Origin of the sequence: Hymenobacter aranciens, assembly GCF_030580865.1 — a bacterium.
Classification (GTDB): Bacteria; Bacteroidota; Bacteroidia; order Cytophagales; family Hymenobacteraceae; genus Hymenobacter; species Hymenobacter aranciens.
The window spans coordinates 1-19,716 of sequence record NZ_JAUQSY010000002.1; the positions used below are offsets into that span (position 1 = coordinate 1).

Consider the following 19,716-nt stretch of genomic DNA (forward strand, 5'->3'; position numbering starts at 1 on the left):
TGGGTGTTGGGTGTTGGGTGTTGGGTGTTGGGTGTTGGGTGTTGGGTGTTGGGTGTTGGGTGTTGGGTGTTGGGTAACCGTTATCCGAATACCTAAAACCCAACACCAACTACCCACTACCTTACTTTGCAGTCGTGACCCGCTACCGCCCCTTTTTCCTGCTTCTCTTATTGGTGGCCGCCGTAGTCCTCGGCCTGGGCAGCTACTTCGAAACCAGCGACGACGAGCATTTTGCCCTGCTTTTCAGCGGGGCCACGGCGGCCGCGCCGCAAGCCGTGCTGGCGCAGTATTTCCACGGCCTCGGGCACGGGCTGGCAGCCGCCTACACCCTGGCCCCGCTAGTGCCGTGGTATGGCTTGCTGACCGGGCTGCTGCTGCTGGGGGCCACGCTGCTGTATTTCCGGGTGCTGCACCAGCTGCTGCGGCCCCACTTGCGGCCGGGGTGGCTGCTGGGAGCGCTGGGGGTGTTTTTCCTGTTGGGCTGGCTGGAGCACTGGCAGTGGTTCAGTCACGTGCGGGTGGCGGCTTTGCTGAGTCTGAGCGGCCTACTGGTGCTGGCGGCGCCGGGCGGGCGGGGGCGCTGGCTGCCGGGGCTGGCGGCCGTGCTGCTGGGCTGCCTCATCCGGCCCAGTGCGGCGGGGCTGGGGCTGCTGGCGACGCTGCCCGCCGCCGCGTGGCTGGCGGCGCGGGCCGGAGCGGGCTGGCGGGCCGCCCAGCCTCTCGGCGCGGCGCTGGGGGTGTGGCTGGTGGTGCAGGCGGCGCTTAGCCTCACGGCCACGCCCGAGGCGGCCGAATTTCGGGCGTTGGATTCTCGCTTGGCGCTGGCCCTCGACTACCAGCTGACCCGTCCGCAGCCCCGCACCGCCGCCGACTCCTTGACCGTGGCGGCTGTGGACCACTGGCTGTTCGGCGCTGATACGCTGGTGAACCCTGCCGCCCTTGACCGTCTCTACCGCTTCGACGCCCGGCATTTCCTCACGCACACCCTGCCTGCCAAGCTGCAATTGCGGCTGACATTACTGGCCCGCGACTACTTCCCGCTGCTGCTGGCGCTGGCCGTGGCGGCTGGGTTTTCCCTGCGCTTGCCTCCGAAGCAAGGCCGCTGGTACTGGCTCACGCAGCTGTATTTCGGCGCGGCGCTGCTGCTGCTGGCCGGGGTGCTCAAGCTGCCGCCCCGCCTGGCCCTGCCGCTGCTCGATGGCTGGCTGCTGGCCTCGCTGGCGGCGCTGCTGGAGGGTAGAGTATTCACCACCTGGCCGCGCGGCTGGCGTATAGGGCTGAGTGGGGGAGGAGTGCTGGTGGTGGGGTTATATCTGGCTAAAATCGGACACCGCACCCAGGTGCTGCGAGCCGAGCAAGAACACCATGCCAGCCGGCTGGAGGCGGCGCGGTATCACCGCTGGTACGATGCCAGCTTTACCGCCAACTACTTCGACCACCCGCTGCCCCTGCCGCCGCTGGTGCTGGGCGGGGCCGACGACCTGTTCAAAAGCCTCTCGCCCTTCCGGCGCTACAGCCTGGGGCCGCGCCCGGTGCTACTGCTCACCGGCTGGCCGGCGCACGAGGCGGGGCCGCGCCGGCTGCTGCGGCAGCTGAGCGAGTTGCCCGCCCAGCTGCCGGGCCTGCGCCGGCTGGCCCAGGGGCCCTTTGGCGCCACGCCGCGCTGGCTGCTCTCGGCGGAGGTGGCGCCGGTGCTGGCCCGGCAGCTGGGCGGGGCGCCGGCCTTCCGGCCCTGGCAGGTGGTATCCGAAATGGGCCGCTCCTTCGATGGCGGCCCGGTTTGGTATAGCGTGAACCCGCAGCCGGAGCATTAAAGCGGAGTAGCGCTTCACCATGCCTTAATCTTATACCACGCGGATGCAGTTTATGGCGGACCTTTGCGGCCAGGAGCGCCTATATCCACCCCTTGCAGCGCGCCGCCCCCTGCTTATGCTACCCACCTCCACCATGACCTCGCGCAGCGAAGTGCTGCAGCACCTCGAAGGCTACCTGACTGCTAACATGGGTACCTTCCTCAAAAGCGTCGAAGACTCCTGGCAGCCCGCCGACTACCTCCCCGATTCGCGCCTCGACAGCTTCTTTGACGAAGTGAAGCTGCTGCGCGAAAAAGCCCAGAACCTGAGCTACGACCTCGTGGCCGTGCTCATCGGCGACACCATCACCGAAGAAGCCCTGCCCAACTACGAGGCCTGGTTTCACCAGCTCGACGACCTCAACCGCGACCCCAACAACGGCTGGGCCCAGTGGATTCGGGGCTGGACGGCCGAGGAAAACCGCCACGGCGACCTGCTCAACCGCTACCTCTACCTGAGCGGCCGCGTGAACATGCGCGAGTTCGAAGTCTCGACCCAATATCTCATCAACGACGGCTTCGACCTGGGCACGGCCCACGACCCCTACCGCGCCTTTGTGTACACGAGCTACCAGGAAACGGCTACCAACATCTCGCACCGCCGCGTGGGCCAGCTGGCCCGCAAGGCTGGCGACGACCAGCTCTCCAAAATCTGCGGCATGATTGCGGGCGACGAAACCCGCCACGCCCGCGTGTACAAGGGCTTCGTGGAGAAAATATTCGAAGTGGATGCCTCGGAAATGATGCTGGCCTTTGAGGACATGATGCGCAAGAAAATCGTGATGCCGGCCCACTACATGCGCGAGCTGGGCATCGAGATGGGCAAAACCTTCGGCCACTTCACCGACGCGGCCCAGCGCCTGGGCGTGTACACCAGCGCCGACTACACCGACATCCTCGACACACTCATCAAGGACTGGAAAATTGAGCACATCGGCGGCCTCACCGGGCCGGCCGAGAAGGCCCGCGAGTACATCATGGCCCTGCCCAACCGCCTGCGCCGCGTGGCCGACCGCATGCCGGTGCCCAAGCTGGAATATAAGTTCAAGTGGATTTCGTAGGCCCCGATAATGCGAAGCGCCCGCTGCGGCCTTGGTTAAAAGGCCGGTTCGAAAGTCGCGTTTAGTGCCTACCTCTGGGGACCGCGCCGGGTGCTGTTGTCGCATGAAAATGCGACAACAGCACCCGGCGCGGTCCCCGACCTTTGCTGAACTGAACTGCCTGCGGCCTGGTTAGTCCGCTCATCTCCCTTTCCCTATGGCAAACTTAGACCGTTCCCTCCTTGCCCCGCTGGCAGCCTTGTTGCTGCTCGTCAGCGCCCCGCACCTCGCCCAGGCCCAGACCGGGAGCGTGGGCATCGGCACGCCCACCCCTGCGGCCTCGGCGGCGCTGGAAGTGCGCAGCACCAGCAAGGGACTGCTGCTGCCGCGCCTCACCACGGCCCAGCGCGATGTCCTCACGGCCAGCACCACGGCTCCGCCCGTGCCGGGCCTGCTCATCTACCTCACCGACGGCACCCCCGGCCTGTATGCCTACGACGGCACCACCTGGGTGCGCCTGGGGGCCGACAACCTGGGCAACCACTCCGCCACCCAAACCCTCAACCTGAATGAGCAGCGCCTGCTGGGTACCCTGGGCAGCTCCCTGGGCGACTCCACCGCCCAGGTGGAGCTGAACGCCAGCGTGGGCACGCAGAGCACCGCCCTCATTACGCGCAGCAACTTCGGGGCCCGCTACACGCGGGCGATGCTCTCGGGCTACGGCAGTCTGCCCGACGGCAGCACCACGGCCAACGACTTCGGCATCTGGGCCACGGCCTACCGCGGCAGCGGCTGGGCGGGCTTTTTCTCGGCGGGCAGCACCCGGCAGATACGCTTTGTGGGCATCTGCCAGAACCCGGGCTACAACAACACCGGCTCGGCCATCCGCATCGTGGATGGCACCCAGGGGGCGGGCAAGGTGCTGACGTCGGATGGTGTGGGCTACGGCACCTGGCAGACTCCCGCGCCCACGGCGGCCGGCGGCAACTTCAACCTGGGCCCGTATTACCTGGTGGGCAACGGCGGCAGCACGGGCCTGGCCATTACCAACGCGGGCCGGCTGGGCATCAATACCACCGCGCCCTTCTCGCAGCTGGCCAATACCTCGACCAATATCATCGGCAGCGAAGGCACCGGCGGCAACGCCGGCTCCCTGGCCTGGGCCGCCAGTCAGGCGGGCTACGTCGGCATGTTTTACAACGCCAGTACCGTGGGCAACGCGACCGGCCTGGCCGTGAAGATAGCTGCCACGGGCACCGCCGCCGCCCTCGACGTGAGCCAGGGCACCACCCAGAACGCGGCAGGCACCCCGCTGCTGCGGGTGCAGGGCAACGGCAACGTGGGCATCGGCACCACCGCCCCGGCCGCCCGCCTCACCGTGCAGCCCGAAGCCGATACCGAGGTGGGCCTGCGCGTGACCAATGGCGTGGCCGACGGCACCGCCACCAGCGGCAACATCGTGCTGCAAACCCTGACCGGCGGCAACAGCGGCTACTCCTTCCTGGGCTTCAATGGCTATAATGCGCCGGCCGAAACCCGCTACAACACCGACAAAAACCGCTGGCGCCTCGGCACCGACCAGCGCGGCACCACCGATGCCTTCTTCCTCGACACCTGGAACGGCACCGCCGGCACCAGCGTGCTGACCGCCACTACCGTCGGCAACGTGGGCATCGGCATGGTCCCCAACGCCGCCTATAAGCTGGACGTGGCCGGCACCCTCCGCGTGAACGGCACGGTGTACACCTCCGACCGGCGCTTCAAGCAAAACATCCGGCCCCTGACCAGCGCCCTCTCGGCGGTGCTGGCCCTGCGCGGGGTGCGCTACGAGTGGAACGCGCTGGGCGTGCGCCACGGCGGCACGGCCGGCGCCGGGCAGGTGGGCCTGCTGGCCCAGGAGGTGGAGAAAATCTACCCCGAGCTGGTGAGCACCGATGCCGAGGGCTACAAAGCCGTGAACTACGCCCAGCTCACGCCCGTCCTCATCGAGGCCCTCAAGGAGCAGCAGCAGCAGATAGAGGCGCTGAAGGCCCGCGCCGCTACGGCCGAAGCCCGCGCCACGGCCACCACCGAGGCCTTCGAGGCCCGGCTGCGGCAGCTGGAGGCGGCCGGCAGCGGGCAGGCCCGGAAGTAACTTCGCAAGCGCGGCGGGCCGCGTTGCCCTATCCTGCGTCGCCCCCTAATGCTTCTCCCCGTATGGCTTCCGACCAACTCTTCATCGATTTCATCCTCGACCAGCTGACCCCCGCCGGGCCGGTGCATGCCAAAAAGATGTTCGGCGAATACGGCCTGTACTGGGACGACAAGATTTTTGCTTTGGTCTGCGACAACCGGCTGTATGTGAAACCCACCGCCGCCGGCCGCGCCTACCTGCAGGACGCCCTCACCGAAGGAGCGCCCTTTCCGGGGGCCAAGCCCTATTTCCTCATCGAAGAGGAACTCGACGACCACCGCTGGCTGCAGCAGCTGGTGCGCCTCACCGTGGCCGAGCTGCCCGCGCCCAAACCCAAGAAGCCGAAGAGGAAATAAACCGGGCGGCACTCCGGCAAGCGTGGCGAGTATATTTGACGACTTAACCCGCAATTATGCTACAACTCAACTCGACCCTGACGGCCTGCGGGCTGACTGTTTTGCTGGCGGCGGGTACTGCCGCCCAGGCCCAGGGCCCCACCGTGACGGCCACTGGCCTGATGCCGGCCCGCAATGCCGTGGCCGCGCCCCGCGCCACGAACGTTGTGATTCCCTTCTCGCAGGCCATCAACCCGGCCACGGCCGACAGCATCCGGGTGTTTTCGGCCCAATACCGGGGGCGGCGCACGGTGGCGGCCAGCACCAGCGGCAGCGCGGTCACGCTCGTGCCCACGGCCCCGGCGGGGCAGGCGGCGGCCTTCCGGCCCGGCGAGACGGTGCAGGTGACGGTGCCGGGCACGGTGCAGAACATGCAGGGCCGGGGCGGCGCGCCCTACGTGTATCAGTTTACGGCGGCGGCTACGGGGGGCACGGGCGGGTTTGCGCCGGGTAGCGACGTGGCGATGGGCAATGGAGGGGGCTACTGGCCCGAAATCAAAGTTGGTGACTTGGATGGTGATGGCGACCTCGACTTTGCAATGGCTTATGGCGGATATAGTTTTTCCCTTAACAACAAGGTGAAGGTGGGCCTGAACAATGGCAATGGCATGTTTACGTTAGCGCCTGATGTAACTACTGGTGATGGGGCTGAAGCACTGACACTGGCCGATGTGGACGGCGACGGCGACTTGGATATCCTCACGGGTACTACTCTGGGCGGCTCTTCAAACCCGAACGGGGTGATTGCGCTGGTGCGCAATACCGGTAGCGCCAGCTTTGCGGCCCCGGTCATTATCGGCACCGGCTACGTGCGCAGCATTGCCGTGGGCGATGTGGACGGCGACGGTGACCTAGATGTGGTGGCGGGCCGGGTATTTCTAAATGATGGGCGGGGCAATTTCGCCCTCGGGGCAGCGGCCAGCGGCATGGCGCTGGGTGATGTTGATAACGATGGCGACCTCGACCTCGTGGGCGTGACCAATAGCACTGGCACGGTGCAGCTGAACGACGGGCATGGGAACTTCACGGTAGGTGCGGCCTTCACCGTGGCTGGCGACAAAGGCTTAACCCTAGGCGACCTGGATGGTGACGGCGACCTGGATTTGCTAACCGTTAATTTTGGTGGCGGCACTACCGCGCTGCTAAGCATCCGGCTAAACGATGGCACCGGCAGCTTCGGCGGAACCACTAATCTGCCAGATGGAACTTCGGCGTGGTGCTTGGCCCTGGGCGACGTAGATGGCGATGGCGACCTCGACATTCTGACCCCCGACACCGGTAACCCGATGCGTACCCACGTGCGCTTCAACGATGGAACAGGCGACTTTAGCCGCCGGTACACCTTCAATAACGGAGGCACACTGTTCGCCGGTATCCAAACCGTAAATATGGCCCTGGGCGACCTAGACAGTGACGGCGACCTCGACCTGTTACTGGTTGATTACACGGCTGACTATGTGGGCGTACGCCTCAACGGTGCCGTGCTGGCCACGGCCGCCCCACAGCCCCTGCCTGCCGGCGCGCTCTGGCCCAACCCCGCCAGCGCCACCCAGCCGGTGCAGGTGTCGCTGACTGTGCCCGGTGATGTGCGCGCCGTGCAAGCCACCGTGCTCAACAGCCTGGGCCAGCAGGTAGCCCGCGCCACGCTGCCGGTGCAGGCCGGGCAGGCCACGGGTGCGCTGCCCACGGCCGGGCTGCCCGCCGGGGTGTACGTGGTGCAGCTGCAGGCCGGGGCGCAGCGCTTCAGCCAGCGGCTGGTGCTGCTGTAAGGTGTTCGGCTGTCGTCCGGGGGGAGCCTCCAACAGCGGTCGAAACTCCTCCGGCCGGGGCTGGGCTGCCTCCAACAGCTGTCGAAAGCCATCCGGTAGGGGCCGGGGTGCCTCCGAAAGCTGTTGAAAGCAGTCCGGCCGGGACCTGAGAGCTAAAAAAAGCTGTTGAAAGCCTTCCGGCTTCGGCCGGGGTGCCTCCAACAGCTTTTGAAAGCAGTCCGGACGCGACCGGACCGATAAAAACAATAGTTCTACCCGCTACTGTCCAACTCCGTCGGCCGGGTGGGTTTTGGGCAGGTTAGGGAGGTTGCCATCGGCGGGGGTGCCGGTGCTTTGCGGGAAGGCAAAGTAGGCATAGGCCAGCTCGGGCGTGGCGTAGTGGCGGTGCAGCAGGCCCGCGTAGGCACGGTAGAGTGCCCCGCACACCACTTCTTCCTCGGCATCGACGGCGGCGGCGCCGCTGCGCACTTCCGAGGAGTGGGTGGTGCGGCCGGTGAGGGCATTTTCCAGCGTTTTATACTGCGCGGCGGCCACCTCGGGCGTGATGCCGGTTTTGCCGCCGTAGGTCTGGCTGATTTTGTCGAGGTAATACTTGGCCCGGCCCAGAATATTTTTCTGGTTGGCCTGGTATAAGGCCGCCATGCCGCCGGGGAAAATGTCAATCCGCTCGGCCTGCTGGCGGTCGGGGAAAGCCGGGAATACCTTCTGCACATTGGTAAGCTGCGCCCACTGCAGGAAGCTGCGCACGGCCTGCTGCAGCGTGGCGGCGGCAGCCACTTTGCCCCCCTGCCCGCGCTGGGTGTGGGCGGCCCGCAGCCTGGCCACGGTTTCGGCCAGCGCCTTCACGTCTTCGGCATCGGCCTCGGGGTCGTTCTGCAGGTTGGCCAGCGCGGCTTCGGCAAAGGCCAGAAACGCGTCGTCGCTGAGCGAGGCGCACAGCGGCACGAAGAAATTGACGAAGTAAGTTTTGTTGGTCATGGTGGGGTAGGTGGGGTTTTGATATGGTGGGAGTTAGGGTGGCAAGTAAGGAAAAAATTCTGGAATAGTTGTCGCCCAGTCGCTCAACCTCACCCCCCCCGCCCCCGAAGAATTGCGCCTCCAGCAATTCTTCGGGGGCCGGGGGGGGAGGTTACCCCCGCGCCGCCTCCCAGCCCAGCAGCGCCGCCTTGCGCCCGGCCCCCCAGCGGTACTGCCCCAGCGCGCCGCCCTGCCGAATCACGCGGTGGCAGGGGATGAGGTAGCCCACCGGGTTGGCCCCGATGGCCGTGCCCACGGCCCGGCTGGCCGCCGGGTGCCCGGCTGCCGTCGCCAGCTGCCCGTAGCTGCGCCGCTGCCCCTCCGGAATGCGCAGCAGCGACTCCCACACCTTAAGCTGAAACGGCGTGCCGCGCAGGTGCAGGTGCAGCCGTTCGGCGGGGCCGAAGTCGCGGGCGAAGAAGCGGGCCACCTGGGCGTGGTGGGCGTCGGCGTGCTCCGTAAGCGTCGCGTGGGGCCACTCCCGGCGCAGGGCGGCGAGGGCTTCGGCAGGGTCGTCGTCGAAGAAGTGCAGGTGGCAGATGCCGGTGGGGGTAGCGGCCACCAGGTAGGGGCCGAAGGGGCTATCGGCAAAGCTGAAGTGGAGGCGCAGCGCGGCCCCGCCCTGGCGGTAGTCGCCGGGCGTCATGGCTTCCAGCTGCACGAATAAATCGTGCAGCCGGCCGGAGCCGGAGAGGCCGGCGGCGTGCGTCGCAGCCTCCACGGTATGTGCTTGGCGCAGCAGCTGCTTGGCGTGCTCCAGGCTCAGAAACTGCAGGAATTTCTTGGGGCTCACGCCCGCCCACTCCTGAAACTTGCGCTGGAAGTGAAAAGGGCTCCAGTGCGCCTGCCGGGCCAGCGTTTCCAAGTCGGGCTGGGCTTGGAAGTGCGCCTGGGCGTAAGTGATGGCGGCGGCGATGCGCTGATAGTCGGTCATGGCAGGGCGGGGAAGAATACGACCGCAAAACTACCGGTCTGCCTCACCCGCCGCCACCCGAAACTTGCGGAGTTACGCTTCCACCCGCACGCCCTTCCAGAACGCCACCCGGCCCTCGATGTGCTTGGCGGCCTCCTTGGTTTCGGGGTAGTACCAGGCGGCATCCTTGTTCAGCTCGCCATTCACGCGCAGCGAGTAGTAGCTGGCGCGGCCCTTCCAGGGGCAGGTGGTGTGGGCAATGCTGTCTTCGAACAGCTCTTTCTTAAGCGAGTCGGCGGGAAAGTAGTGGTTGTTTTCGACCACGATGGTGTCGTCGCTCTCGGCCACGACGGTGTTGTTCCAGATGGCTTTCATGGGGGTGGGAATAGCAGGGTAAGCAGGGAAGAATGAACCGAATGAACATTGCTGCCGCCCGGGTTGTTTTCAGAGCCTATCCCCAATACTATGGCAGTAGGCTTCCGCTTCCGCGATTACGTACCCGACGAGCATCCCGACCAGGGCTTCGAGTCGCTTTTTAATATTTTCATGCAGCTCGTCACCATCACCTCCGGCGATGTGGGCGAAGCGCTGTCGTGGCTCAATGAGCTCGACAAGCAGTACGGCCTCACCAACGACGAGTACGGCATGGGCAATTTCATCGACGACCTCAAGAAAAAAGGCTACATCGATGAAAACGAGCAGCAGCGCGGCGAGCTGAAAATCACCCCCAAGACGGAGCAGAAAATCCGCAAGTCGGCGCTGGAGGAAATCTTCGGCAAGCTCAAGAAAAGCAGCACCGGCAACCACCGCACCCCCCACACCGGCCAGGGCGACGAGCAAAGCACCGACCTGCGCGAGTTCCGCTTCGGCGACTCGCTGGAGCAGATTCAGATGTCCGAGTCCATCCGCAACGCCCAGCTTAACCACGGCATGGAGGGCGACGACTTCATGCTGACCGAGGGCGACCTCGAAGTGCGCGAAAACGAGCACAAGAGCCAGACCAGCACCGTGCTGATGATTGACATCTCGCACTCGATGATTCTCTACGGCGAGGACCGCATCACGCCGGCCAAAAAGGTCGCCATGGCCCTGGCCGAGCTCGTGAAGCAGAAGTACCCCAAGGACTCGCTCGACGTCATCGTGTTCGGCAACGACGCCTGGCAAATCGAAGTCAAGGACTTGCCCTACCTGCAGGTGGGCCCCTACCACACCAACACCGTGGCCGGCCTGGAGCTGGCCATGGACCTGCTGCGCAAGCGCAAAACGCCCAACAAGCAGATTTTCATGATTACCGACGGCAAGCCTACCTGCCTCAAGGAAGCCGGCGGCTACTACAAAAACTCCTTCGGCCTCGACCGCAAAGTGGTGAACCGCACCCTGAACCTGGCCGCCGCCGCCCGCCGCGTCAAAATCCCCATCACCACCTTCATGATTACCTCCGACCCGTACCTGCAGAAGTTCGTGGAGGAATTCACGGAGGTAAATCAGGGCAAGGCCTACTACTCGGGTCTGAAAGGGCTGGGGCAGCTGGTGTTTGAGGACTATAAGAAGAACCGCCGCAAGTCGCTGTAAGAACTGATGCGCAAGCTCTTTGGCCGTACTGGCGCAATTATTATCTCAGTGCTGCTAGTTGTAGTAGTCGCTTACATGCTCATTATGTGCGCGCTTCTGTTTTGGGGCATCCCAACGGAGTGGGGTGGAGCCACTCAATGAGTTTCGGTAGCTCTACCTAATCAAAATAATCGAAAACTACTGCGTCACAGCGCCATCCTCCGGGGTGGCGTTTTTGATTTTCGGCACCGTTTGCAGGTAGGCCCAGAGGCCGTTAACCTCCTCATCGGTTAGCGTGGAGTACTTGGGCATGGGGTAGGCCAGCGGGCCGTGGGGCGACATACCGAAGCGGATGGCTTGGGCAAACTGCGCGGGCGTCCAGTCGCCGAGGCCGGTGTTTTCGTCCATTGTCAGGTTGCGGGTTACCACGGCTTTCTGCTCGCGGTTCAGCATGGGGTTGCCGCCGCCGAGGTAGCCGGTTGATTTTTCGGGCTCCAGGGCGTTGTTGCTGGCGAAGTCTTTGGAGTGGCACTCGTAGCACTTGTAGCGGCCCACCACCAAGTAGCGGCCGTAGGCTACGGCATCGGTGGGGGCGGGGGCCAGCACCGGCTGCGTGGGCATCGGCGTGGGCTTCATCACGGTGTTGGTGAGAGCTTTCAGCAGGAAGGATGGTTCCTGCGCATGGCTGGCTACGGGCGTAGCGCGCAGCAGCGGATTATCCGAGCGCAGGAAGGCAATGATGCTTTCCATATCCTCGTCCGACATGTGCACGAAGCTGGGCATGACCAGCCGGTAGCGGCCGTCGGGCCCGAGGCCGGTGCGCAGCAGGGCGGCCAGCTGCCCGTCGGTCCAGCCGCCGATGCCGTGGGTTTTGTCCTGGGTGATGTTGGCCGAGTAGATGCGGCCGAAATCGGGCGTCAGGTCGGGGATGAGCTGGCCGGAGAGGGTGTTGGTCTGCGGATTGCGGTGGCAGTCGGCGCAGGAGCTCATCACCAGCTTTTCGCCCAGGGCCAGGCGCTCGGGGGTGGCCTGCACGGCCAGGCTGGCGGAGGCGGCCGGTGGGGCGTAGCTCGGCACGCCGCGCACGGCAATGAAAGTGGCGAAGCCGGCCCCGGCCCAGCAGCACCAGGCCCAGCACGAGGCCGAGAATGCGGAGGATTTTCTTCATGGTTTTTGACAGAAAAAGAAGGTGATAAAAAGCCGGCTGGCTTTTCGGAAAGCAAGAAAGCGAATAAGTATGCAATTATCAAATAACAGCTGGCTGCATTCTGGCTTCACCGGATAGCCGGGCTCCGTCGTGACGCCGTTGCGGCCCGGTCCGTTGCCAGCGGGGGGGGGGCGTTGGGTGTGGTAGTACGAATTCCGCGCAGCGGTTCGTACTACCACTCTGACGGTGTTAAGACCACGCCAATCTGCACCAAACGACGCAGTGGTAGCACGAACCGCTGCGCGGAATTCGTACTACCACACCCTACGACCCCGCCGCCCTGAACCTCAGCCCCCCGTTCGCGGTTAAGGTAGCTGGGAAACCGATTTCCCGCCCACTCCGATTCATGCAGCCTACTATCAATACCCTCGGCCAGCTCAAGGCGGCCGGTTACGTGTCCCGCACCGTCAAGCAAGAGCTGCGGGAAAACCTCATCAAGAAGCTCAAAAACAAGGAAGAAGTATTCCCCGGCATCTTCGGCTACGAGGAAACCGTGATTCCGGAATTGCAGCGCGCCATCCTGGCCGGGCACCACATCAATTTGCTGGGCTTGCGCGGGCAGGCCAAGACGCGCATTGCGCGCCTGCTCATCAATTTGCTCGATGAGTACGTGCCCGTGGTGGCCGGCTCCGAGCTCAACGACGACCCGCTGCAGCCGCTGTCCATCTTCGCCAAAAACCTCATCGAAGAAAAGGGCGACGACACCCCCATCACCTGGCTGGCCCGCGCCGACCGCTACACCGAGAAGCTGGCGACGCCCGACGTGAGCGTGGCCGACCTCATCGGCGACGCCGACCCCATCAAAGCGGCCACGCTTAAGTTGCCTTATAGCGACGAGCGGGTCATCCACTTCGGGCTGATTCCGCGGGCGCACCGGGGCATTTTCGTGATTAACGAGCTGCCCGACTTGCAGGCGCGCATTCAGGTGTCGCTGTTCAACATCCTGCAGGAGGGCGACATCCAGATTCGCGGTTTCAAGGTGCGGCTGCCACTCGATATTCAGTTCGTCTTCACCGCCAACCCGGAGGACTACACCAACCGGGGCTCCATCGTGACGCCGCTCAAGGACCGGATTGACGCGCAGATTATCACGCACTACCCCAAGTCCATCGAAATCGGCAAGCGCATCACCAAGCAGGAGGCCCGCATCAAGGACGAGCAGCGCGGGCTGGTGACGAGCAACGAAGTCATCCACGACCTCGTGGAGCAGGTGGCCGTGGAGGCCCGCGGCTCCGAGTTTGTCGATGCCAAGTCGGGCGTGTCGGCCCGCCTCACCATCTCGGCCTACGAGCAGGTGATTGCCGGGGCCGAGCGCCGGGCGCTGGTCAACGGCGAAAGCAATACTTACGTGCGCATCGGCGACTTCATCACCGCCGTGCCGGCCGTGACGGGCAAGGTGGAGCTGGTGTACGAGGGCGAGCAGGAGGGCGCCGGCATCGTGGCCGAGAAGCTGATGGGCAAGGCCATCCGCACGCTGTTTCTGAATTATTTCCCCGACCCCGAGAAGTCCAAGAAGCTCAAAAACCGCCCCTCGCCCTACAAAACCGTGCAGGGCTGGTTCAGCAACGGCCACACCATCGACCTGCTGCACGACGCCAGCACCACCGACTACCGCGCCACCCTCGACGGCGTGCCCGGCCTGCGCAACATCACCACCGAGCTGCACCCCAACGAGACGCCCGAGCACACCTACTTCCTGATGGAATTCCTGCTCCACGGCCTGGCCGAGTACAGCCTGATTTCGCGCAACCGCCTCAGCGGCGGCGCGCAGTTCAAGGATTTGCTGGCCTCGATGTTCACCATGCCCTCGTTTGGGGAAGGGGAGGACGAGGACGAAGACGAGGACGAGAAGCCGCGCCGCCGGCGGTAATCACGCGCACTACGAAACCAGTGCGGACTAGCCGCAAAGCGGCGTCACGTTGGTAGTTGTAGTTGTCAGTTACGTAATCAGAGCCGCAAAGCGGCGGCACTTATCCCTGCGAACAGTGCCGCCTCTTTGCGGCTCTGTTCATTACACATCGTTCGAACTACCAACGTGCCGCCGCTTTGCGGCTAGTCTTGCTTATGAAAACCGCCAAACAACAAATGCTGGCCGGCGACATGTACCAGGCCAACGACCCACAACTCGTAGCCGAGCGGCTGGCCGCCAAAGAGCTGGTATTCGAGCTCAACGCCCTGCACCCCCGCGCCACCGACCAGAAAGAAACCCTGCTGCGGCAACTGCTGGGCGCTACGGGTAGCCGCTTCCACATCGAAACGCCCTTTCGCTGCGACTACGGCTACAACATTCGGGTGGGCGAGAACTTCTACGCCAACTACAACTGCACCATCCTCGACTGCGCGCCGGTGACCATCGGCGACAATGTGCTGCTGGCGCCCAACGTGAGTTTGTTCACGGCGGGGCACGCGCTACACCCGGTGCCGCGGGCCCAGGAATGGGAGTTTGCCCGGCCCATCACCATCGGCAACAACGTGTGGCTGGGCGGCAACGTGGTCGTGACGCCCGGCGTGCGCATCGGCGACAACTCCATTATCGGTGCGGGCAGCGTGGTGACGCGCGACGTGCCGGCCAACGTGGTGGCGGTGGGCAACCCCTGCCGGGTACTGCGCGAGATTACGGCGGCGGACAGGGAGCGGGGCTTTACCGTGTAGCCGAAAAACGGAATTGGAAGTTTCCCGGCTCCGGGCGGGCCGGGGGGCAAGGGCTGCCGGCCGGCGCGGAAGGTGCTGCCGGGCGCGCAGTTGCGCCGGGGCAAGCGCTGGCGTGAGAAGCTCAACCAGGCAATTGCATCTTCGCCGGAAACAGAACCGATTACGTAACGGACGGAAAGGCGGCGCGTACACCCGGCTTCTACATCCATTTCTTCTTTTCCATGTTTCCTGTTTCCTTTTTCCGCCGCAGCCTGACCCTGGGTGGCCGGCTGCTGCTACCCGCCGCCCTGCTGCTGAGCCTCGCCAGCTGCGACAACGACGACGACGAGAACGTCAGCCCCAACGATGCGCTTATCACTACCAGCACGGCCAAGCCTGCCTTCGCGCCCGATATCGACGACCAGATGTGGGCCGTCGTCGACCAGTTTATCAAGTTCGGCACGCCGCCGCTGCCTACCCTCACGCCCCGGCAGGCCCGCATGGCCCCGAGCGTGACCGACGCCGTGGAAACCCTGCTGGCCAACAACGACCAGTCGGCCGAGGACTTCAACCTGACCATCACGCAGCAGGTGATTCCCGGCAGCTACACGCCGCAGTCGGCCCCCGATGGCCTGCTGGTGCGCATCTACAAGCCGGCGGGGGCCACGGGCACGCTGCCGGCCATCGTGTATTACCACGGCGGCGGCTGGGTAATTGGCTCGCTCGACGTGTATGAGCCCTCCTGCAAAGCCCTGGCTCAGAATACCGGCGCCGTGGTGGTGAGCCTCGACTACCGCCTGGCACCCGAAGCCAAGTTTCCGGCCGCCCACGAAGATGCCTTTGCCGCCTACAAGTGGATGCGCAAGCAGGCCGCTACCCTCGGCATCGACTCGAATAAGATTGCCGTGGCCGGCGAAAGCGCCGGCGGCAACATGGCCGTGGGCGTGTGCCTGCTGGCCAAGGAGCGCAACGTGGCCCAGCCCCGGCACATCCTGGCCGTGTACCCGGTATCGAACAACGACCTGACCACCGCCAGCTACCAGCAATACGCCAATGCCGTGCCCCTGAACAAGGCCAACGTGGAATACTTCACCGGCCTCTACTTCAACTCGCCGGCCGACGGCGACAACCGCCTCATCTCCCTCACCGACGTGGCCAACCTGCAGGGCCTGCCCGCTACCACCATCATCGGCGCCCAGATTGACCTCCTCCAGACTGAGGGCGCGCAGCTGCGCGACAAGCTCACCGCCGCCGGCGTGACGGTGAATTACCAGCTCTACCAGGGCACGACGCACGAGTTCTTCGGCACCTACGACGTGGTGCCTAAGGCCGCCGAAGCCCAAACCTACGCGGCCGACCGGCTGAAGGCGGCGTTTCAATAGTAGCCTCGCACCCAGCGGGCGCAGGCATCGTGGCCGGGAAGCTCAAAAACCGCCCCCTCGCCCGACGCCAGCACCACCGACTACCGCGCCACCCTCGACGGCGTGCCAGCGAGCTGCACCCCAACGAAACGCCCGGGCACACCTGCTTCCTGGCCACGCTAAGCAGAGCGCCTCTCTATCAAAAAGGCCCCGCGCAACACCTGTTGCGCGGGGCCTTTCTGGTACGTTTAAAGCCTGTCTTAGCTGGCCGGTGCGGCGGCCTCGGGGGCCGTTGCGGGGGCTGTTGATTGGCTGGTGACCGCCAGAATGAGGTCCACCGTTTCCTGGGGCTGGTCCCAGTGGGGGAAGTGCCCGCATTTATCAAACCAGTACAGCGAAGCATCTGGGAAAGCCGCCAGCGCCCGGGGGGCCTGGCTGGGGGGCAGCACCCGGTCTTGCCGGCCCCAGCCGATAACCAGCGGGGGCTTGATGCTGCCCCGCGGGGCCCCGGCCTGCCGCTGGCCGTAGGCCAGGTGCTTCAGGACTTCGTCGAAGTTGGTGGTGCGGGCAAAGCTGCGCATCTCGGTGAGGGCCACGTCGGCCGGCACGCGCCAGGGGCGGGCCGAAAACTGCGCCAGCAGCAGTGTGCGGCCCACGGCGCTGCCCGTGATGGCGGGCATCAGCGGCTGCAGCAGGCGCACCAGCCGCACCGAACCGGCCACCGAATAGTAGAAAAAGGGTACCTGCCAGCCTTCCCAAAATCCGCCCGGGTCGAGCGACACGACGGCCCCCAGTACGCCGCGCCGGGCCAACTCCAGCACCAGCCGCGCGCCCATCGAGGAGCCCACGCAGTCGACGCCGACCAGGTTGTGGTCGCGCAGCCAGCTTTCCAGGGCATCGGCCAGGGTGTAGAAGGAGTTTTCGCCGGGCAGCTTGGGCGTTTGGCCGTGGCCGGGCAGGTCCAGGGCAATGACCTCGCGCTTGCGGGAGAGGCCGTCGAGCACGGGGTTCCAGGACCGCCAGCTGCCGCCGATGCCGTGTATCAGGAGGAGGGGCTTGCCGGTGCCGAGCCGAATGTGGTGCATGTTCATTAGATGGCGGGATGAGGATAGGAGTTGCTGTACGCAGCCAGGGCGGAAACGACGTGATACCGGGCAATTCATTTTCCGGGCCCTGCCCCGGGCCCCACAGAACGTAGCAACCCCACCCCGGGCTTAGGCCTGGCTGGCGGCGTAGGCGGCACCGAGGGCAGGGGCGCGGGCTGCCCAGCGTCGGACAAATTCTGCCCAACGTCCGACAGATTCGCTGCTGGCGCGCGTCTCCGACGCGTGCCAGCAATGCGCCAGCGGCTTTCGCCTATCTTCGCGCCCATGATTAAATCGGTTCGCCTCGTCAATTTCTTCAGCTTCGGCGATTGCACCATCGAGCTGGAGCCGGATTTGAACGTGCTCGTGGGAATTAATGGCAGCGGGAAAAGCAATTTCCTGCGGGCGTTTCAATTGTTGAAGGCGGGGATGGAGGGAAGGCTGCGGGAGCAGGTGGCGCAGTGGGGGGGAATTGATTCAATTCGCCAAAAGAATTTGATTCGTCCACAGTCACACCGTGAAATAGTATTAGAATTTACTGTCGCTGGTGCTGCAATTGGCCGTTGGGATGACGGTTATGAGGGTGATATAATCTACGGCTTTTATTTATCAGGTGGAACTGCCGGGGAGTTCAGATTAGATGAATCGATAAAACGCCCAGACGAAAAGGTCTATCTTGACTCATATGGTTCGCATTCGTTCTACTCTAGTAAAGCAAAAGAAGTAACGGGTTCGGAAAAACGGTATGACCTTGGACAAAAAGGTGAATTATCACTTCCGGCTTTCACCCCGATGGATATGTTCGGGAATTTTACAAGGCTCTTTTATCTCCTAGAATTATTCGACATCTACCGCCTCTTCAACACCACCGAGGACGCCCCGATGCGCACCACCGTGCGGGCTACCGGCGTAGATAAACTACTGCCCAACGGCGACAACATGTTCCAGGTGCTGAATACCACCGGCCTGAAATCCACCGCCGCCTACGATGCCATTGAGGCGGGTTTGCACGATGTGAACGAGCATTTCCAGCGGTTTCGGATGAACGTGTACGGGCAGGGCAGCGTGGAATTTTACTTGCAGGAGAAGGGGCTCGAAACGCCCATTCACGCGGCGCAGGTGTCGGACGGCACGCTGTCGTATCTGTGTTTGCTGGTGGCGCTGCACCAGCCGGGGCGGGGGCGGGTGGTCATTTTCGACGAGCCCGAGCGCAACCTGCACCCCGACATGCTGCTGGAGCTGGGCAAGCAGCTGGAAAAGGCCGGCGAAAGCTGCCAGCTGCTGGTGACTACGCACGCGCCGGGGCTGCTCAATCAGTTTCCGCTGCGGGCCGTGCGGGTGTTCGAGAAAGACGAGCACAACCAGACCCAGGTACGGCAGTTCACCGAAGCCGACTTTGCGGGCTGGTACGACACCTTCGCCCCCGGCCAGATGTGGCGCGACGGCGCCCTGGGCGGCAACCGCTACTAGCTCATGGCCAGGTGCGTCATCTTCATGGAGGGCAGTCGCCACACCGACAACGGCGACCTGCGCATTGGCTTCGGCCAGCTGCTGCGGCAGGCCGGGCTGCGCCAGCAGCCGCTGATTGTGATGTGCGACGACACCGCCAACGCCATCCGTAAGTTTGAGCAGGAAACCGACAAGTCCCATTCGGCCTTCGAGCGCATCCTGCTGCTGGTCGATTTGGATGGCCCCAGCGCCAGCCGCACCGCTTGGCTGGCCGCTAAAAAACTGACTTCGCACGCCGACCACATCTTCTTCATGGTGCAGAAAATGGAGGCCTGGTTTCTGGCGCAGCCGAAGCTGCTGGCGGATTTCTACAAGCCGAAGCTGACGCACGCGCTGCCCCGCACGGCGCCCGAACAAGTGCTGCACCCCGACCGGGAATTGGAGAAATGCACCAAAGGCCACGAGAAGAAAGGCAGCTACCACAAAACCAAGCACGGGGCCCGCCTGCTGGCTGATTCGCACCTGCCCACCCTGCAAGCCACCTTCCCCGACGTGGCCCGGCTGCTGGCTGCCTTGTAAAAGCCACAGTACCCAGTTGGTGCGCCGGATAATACTTTTCGTAGGCGCTCGAATATTTTTCGTGGATGGCCGAACCCAGTTAGTTCGTGCTCGAATATTTTTCGTGGATGGGCTGATACTTTTCACAGGTGGCCCAACGAAAAACGTCGGCCCGCGAACCAATCCGGTTCACGGGCCGACGTTTGGGGTGCGGGCGGCTACTGTTTCGGTTTGTCGGGGCTGTCGTCGGCGTCGGCGTCCTGGTCAAACCGCTCGCTCATCGTGCGCACGAGGTCGGCCAGGCCGGGGGTGCGGCCTTTGTCGTCCTGCCCGTTGCGGTAGGCAGTGCGGGCGCGGCCCATGGCCGTGTTGCCGGCCACTTTGCGCACGGTTTTCAGCAGGTCGCGGATGGCGTTGGCTTCGAGCATGAGGTCGTCGGCATCCTCGAAGGTTTGCAGCAGCACGGGGTGCTCGGCAATCATCGCGTCGGTGATGGCGCGGGTGAGCACGTCGGGGTAGTTGGTCATGAGCTGCCCGGCCTGCTGCACAAAGGCAATGCTGTCGCGGCCCATGCTGGTGGGGGCCAGGCGGCGCTCCTCCTCGTCGGTGAGGGTGAGCTGGTAGGGCTGCAGCATGGCCTTGGCCTCTTGCAACAGCTTTAGCACGTCTTCTTTGACGGCGGCGGGGATGGGTTTTACGGCAGGAGCCATCGGGG

General features: G+C 64.3%; 18 protein-coding genes. 11 read left to right on the forward strand and 7 right to left on the reverse strand.

Annotated elements, in window-relative coordinates; translation table 11 throughout:
* Positions 1 to 134: 134 nt before the first annotated feature.
* From Q5H93_RS02155 to Q5H93_RS02175, 5 genes are all read left to right on the forward strand, one after another.
* Positions 135 to 1,814: a hypothetical protein gene (locus Q5H93_RS02155; protein ID WP_305004837.1), complete on the forward strand. Its 1,680-nt coding sequence runs from the start codon at positions 135 to 137 to the stop codon at positions 1,812 to 1,814.
* Positions 1,815 to 1,929: 115 nt separating this feature from the next.
* Positions 1,930 to 2,913 carry an acyl-ACP desaturase gene (locus tag Q5H93_RS02160; RefSeq protein ID WP_305004838.1) on the forward strand — a complete coding sequence of 328 codons (984 nt, stop codon included), beginning with the start codon at positions 1,930 to 1,932 and terminating at the stop codon, positions 2,911 to 2,913.
* Positions 2,914 to 3,109: 196 nt separating this feature from the next.
* The gene (locus Q5H93_RS02165) at positions 3,110 to 5,026 is read left to right on the forward strand and encodes a tail fiber domain-containing protein (protein WP_305004839.1); all 1,917 of its coding nucleotides are present in this window, start codon (positions 3,110 to 3,112) and stop codon (positions 5,024 to 5,026) included.
* 62 nt (positions 5,027 to 5,088) lie between these two features.
* Positions 5,089 to 5,421 (forward strand): TfoX/Sxy family protein, encoded by a 333-nt coding sequence (locus tag Q5H93_RS02170; RefSeq protein ID WP_305004840.1) that lies wholly within the window; start codon positions 5,089 to 5,091, stop codon positions 5,419 to 5,421.
* A 56-nt stretch (positions 5,422 to 5,477) separates the two neighbouring features.
* A complete protein-coding gene (locus Q5H93_RS02175; protein ID WP_305004841.1) occupies positions 5,478 to 7,229 on the forward strand; it encodes an FG-GAP-like repeat-containing protein in 1,752 nt (583 codons plus the stop codon).
* A 258-nt stretch (positions 7,230 to 7,487) separates the two neighbouring features.
* Here Q5H93_RS02175 and Q5H93_RS02180 read toward each other — a convergent pair whose 3' ends face one another.
* The 3 genes from Q5H93_RS02180 to Q5H93_RS02190 all read right to left on the reverse strand — a co-directional run bounded on the left by Q5H93_RS02180 (position 7,488) and on the right by Q5H93_RS02190 (position 9,534).
* A complete protein-coding gene (locus Q5H93_RS02180; RefSeq protein ID WP_305004842.1) occupies positions 7,488 to 8,207 on the reverse strand; it encodes a hypothetical protein in 720 nt (239 codons plus the stop codon).
* 151 nt (positions 8,208 to 8,358) lie between these two features.
* Positions 8,359 to 9,180, reverse strand: a complete 822-nt coding sequence (locus Q5H93_RS02185) for a methylated-DNA--[protein]-cysteine S-methyltransferase (RefSeq protein ID WP_305004843.1) — start codon at positions 9,178 to 9,180, stop codon at positions 8,359 to 8,361.
* 72 nt (positions 9,181 to 9,252) lie between these two features.
* Positions 9,253 to 9,534, reverse strand: coding sequence for a DUF427 domain-containing protein (locus Q5H93_RS02190; protein ID WP_305004844.1), 282 nt, complete (start codon positions 9,532 to 9,534; stop codon positions 9,253 to 9,255).
* A 90-nt stretch (positions 9,535 to 9,624) separates the two neighbouring features.
* On the opposite strand from Q5H93_RS02190, the gene Q5H93_RS02195 reads away from it, so the two are divergent.
* Positions 9,625 to 10,731 (forward strand): vWA domain-containing protein, encoded by a 1,107-nt coding sequence (locus tag Q5H93_RS02195; RefSeq protein ID WP_305004845.1) that lies wholly within the window; start codon positions 9,625 to 9,627, stop codon positions 10,729 to 10,731.
* Between the two features lie 177 nt (positions 10,732 to 10,908).
* Here the strand turns inward: Q5H93_RS02195 and Q5H93_RS02200 are convergent, their stop codons facing one another.
* Positions 10,909 to 11,796 (reverse strand): c-type cytochrome, encoded by an 888-nt coding sequence (locus Q5H93_RS02200; protein ID WP_305004846.1) that lies wholly within the window; start codon positions 11,794 to 11,796, stop codon positions 10,909 to 10,911.
* Between the two features lie 467 nt (positions 11,797 to 12,263).
* Here Q5H93_RS02200 and Q5H93_RS02205 point away from each other — a divergent pair, with 467 nt between their 5' ends.
* From Q5H93_RS02205 to Q5H93_RS02215, 3 genes are all read left to right on the forward strand, one after another.
* Positions 12,264 to 13,787, forward strand: coding sequence for a sigma 54-interacting transcriptional regulator (locus Q5H93_RS02205; protein WP_305004847.1), 1,524 nt, complete (start codon positions 12,264 to 12,266; stop codon positions 13,785 to 13,787).
* Positions 13,788 to 13,981: 194 nt separating this feature from the next.
* Complete coding sequence (locus tag Q5H93_RS02210; RefSeq protein ID WP_305004848.1) at positions 13,982 to 14,569, forward strand: sugar O-acetyltransferase; 588 nt, start codon at positions 13,982 to 13,984, stop codon at positions 14,567 to 14,569.
* Positions 14,570 to 14,790: 221 nt separating this feature from the next.
* Positions 14,791 to 15,930, forward strand: coding sequence for an alpha/beta hydrolase (locus Q5H93_RS02215; RefSeq protein ID WP_305004849.1), 1,140 nt, complete (start codon positions 14,791 to 14,793; stop codon positions 15,928 to 15,930).
* Between the two features lie 239 nt (positions 15,931 to 16,169).
* Here the strand turns inward: Q5H93_RS02215 and Q5H93_RS02220 are convergent, their stop codons facing one another.
* Together Q5H93_RS02220 and Q5H93_RS02225 are read right to left on the reverse strand one after the other, a co-directional pair.
* The gene (locus Q5H93_RS02220) at positions 16,170 to 17,000 is read right to left on the reverse strand and encodes an alpha/beta fold hydrolase (RefSeq protein ID WP_305004850.1); all 831 of its coding nucleotides are present in this window, start codon (positions 16,998 to 17,000) and stop codon (positions 16,170 to 16,172) included.
* Positions 17,001 to 17,123: 123 nt separating this feature from the next.
* The gene (locus Q5H93_RS02225; RefSeq protein WP_305004851.1) at positions 17,124 to 17,408 is read right to left on the reverse strand and encodes a hypothetical protein; all 285 of its coding nucleotides are present in this window, start codon (positions 17,406 to 17,408) and stop codon (positions 17,124 to 17,126) included.
* On the opposite strand from Q5H93_RS02225, the gene Q5H93_RS24110 reads away from it, so the two are divergent.
* Both Q5H93_RS24110 and Q5H93_RS02235 read left to right on the forward strand, forming a co-directional pair.
* Positions 17,337 to 18,464, forward strand: a complete 1,128-nt coding sequence (locus tag Q5H93_RS24110; protein ID WP_369810978.1) for an AAA family ATPase — start codon at positions 17,337 to 17,339, stop codon at positions 18,462 to 18,464. The genes Q5H93_RS02225 and Q5H93_RS24110 overlap by 72 nt on opposite strands.
* A 3-nt stretch (positions 18,465 to 18,467) precedes the next feature.
* Complete coding sequence (locus Q5H93_RS02235) at positions 18,468 to 19,022, forward strand: DUF4276 family protein (RefSeq protein ID WP_305004853.1); 555 nt, start codon at positions 18,468 to 18,470, stop codon at positions 19,020 to 19,022.
* A 197-nt stretch (positions 19,023 to 19,219) separates the two neighbouring features.
* On the opposite strand, the gene Q5H93_RS02240 is transcribed toward Q5H93_RS02235, so the two are convergent.
* Complete coding sequence (locus Q5H93_RS02240; RefSeq protein WP_305004854.1) at positions 19,220 to 19,711, reverse strand: hypothetical protein; 492 nt, start codon at positions 19,709 to 19,711, stop codon at positions 19,220 to 19,222.
* Between the last annotated feature and the right edge of the window lie 5 nt (positions 19,712 to 19,716).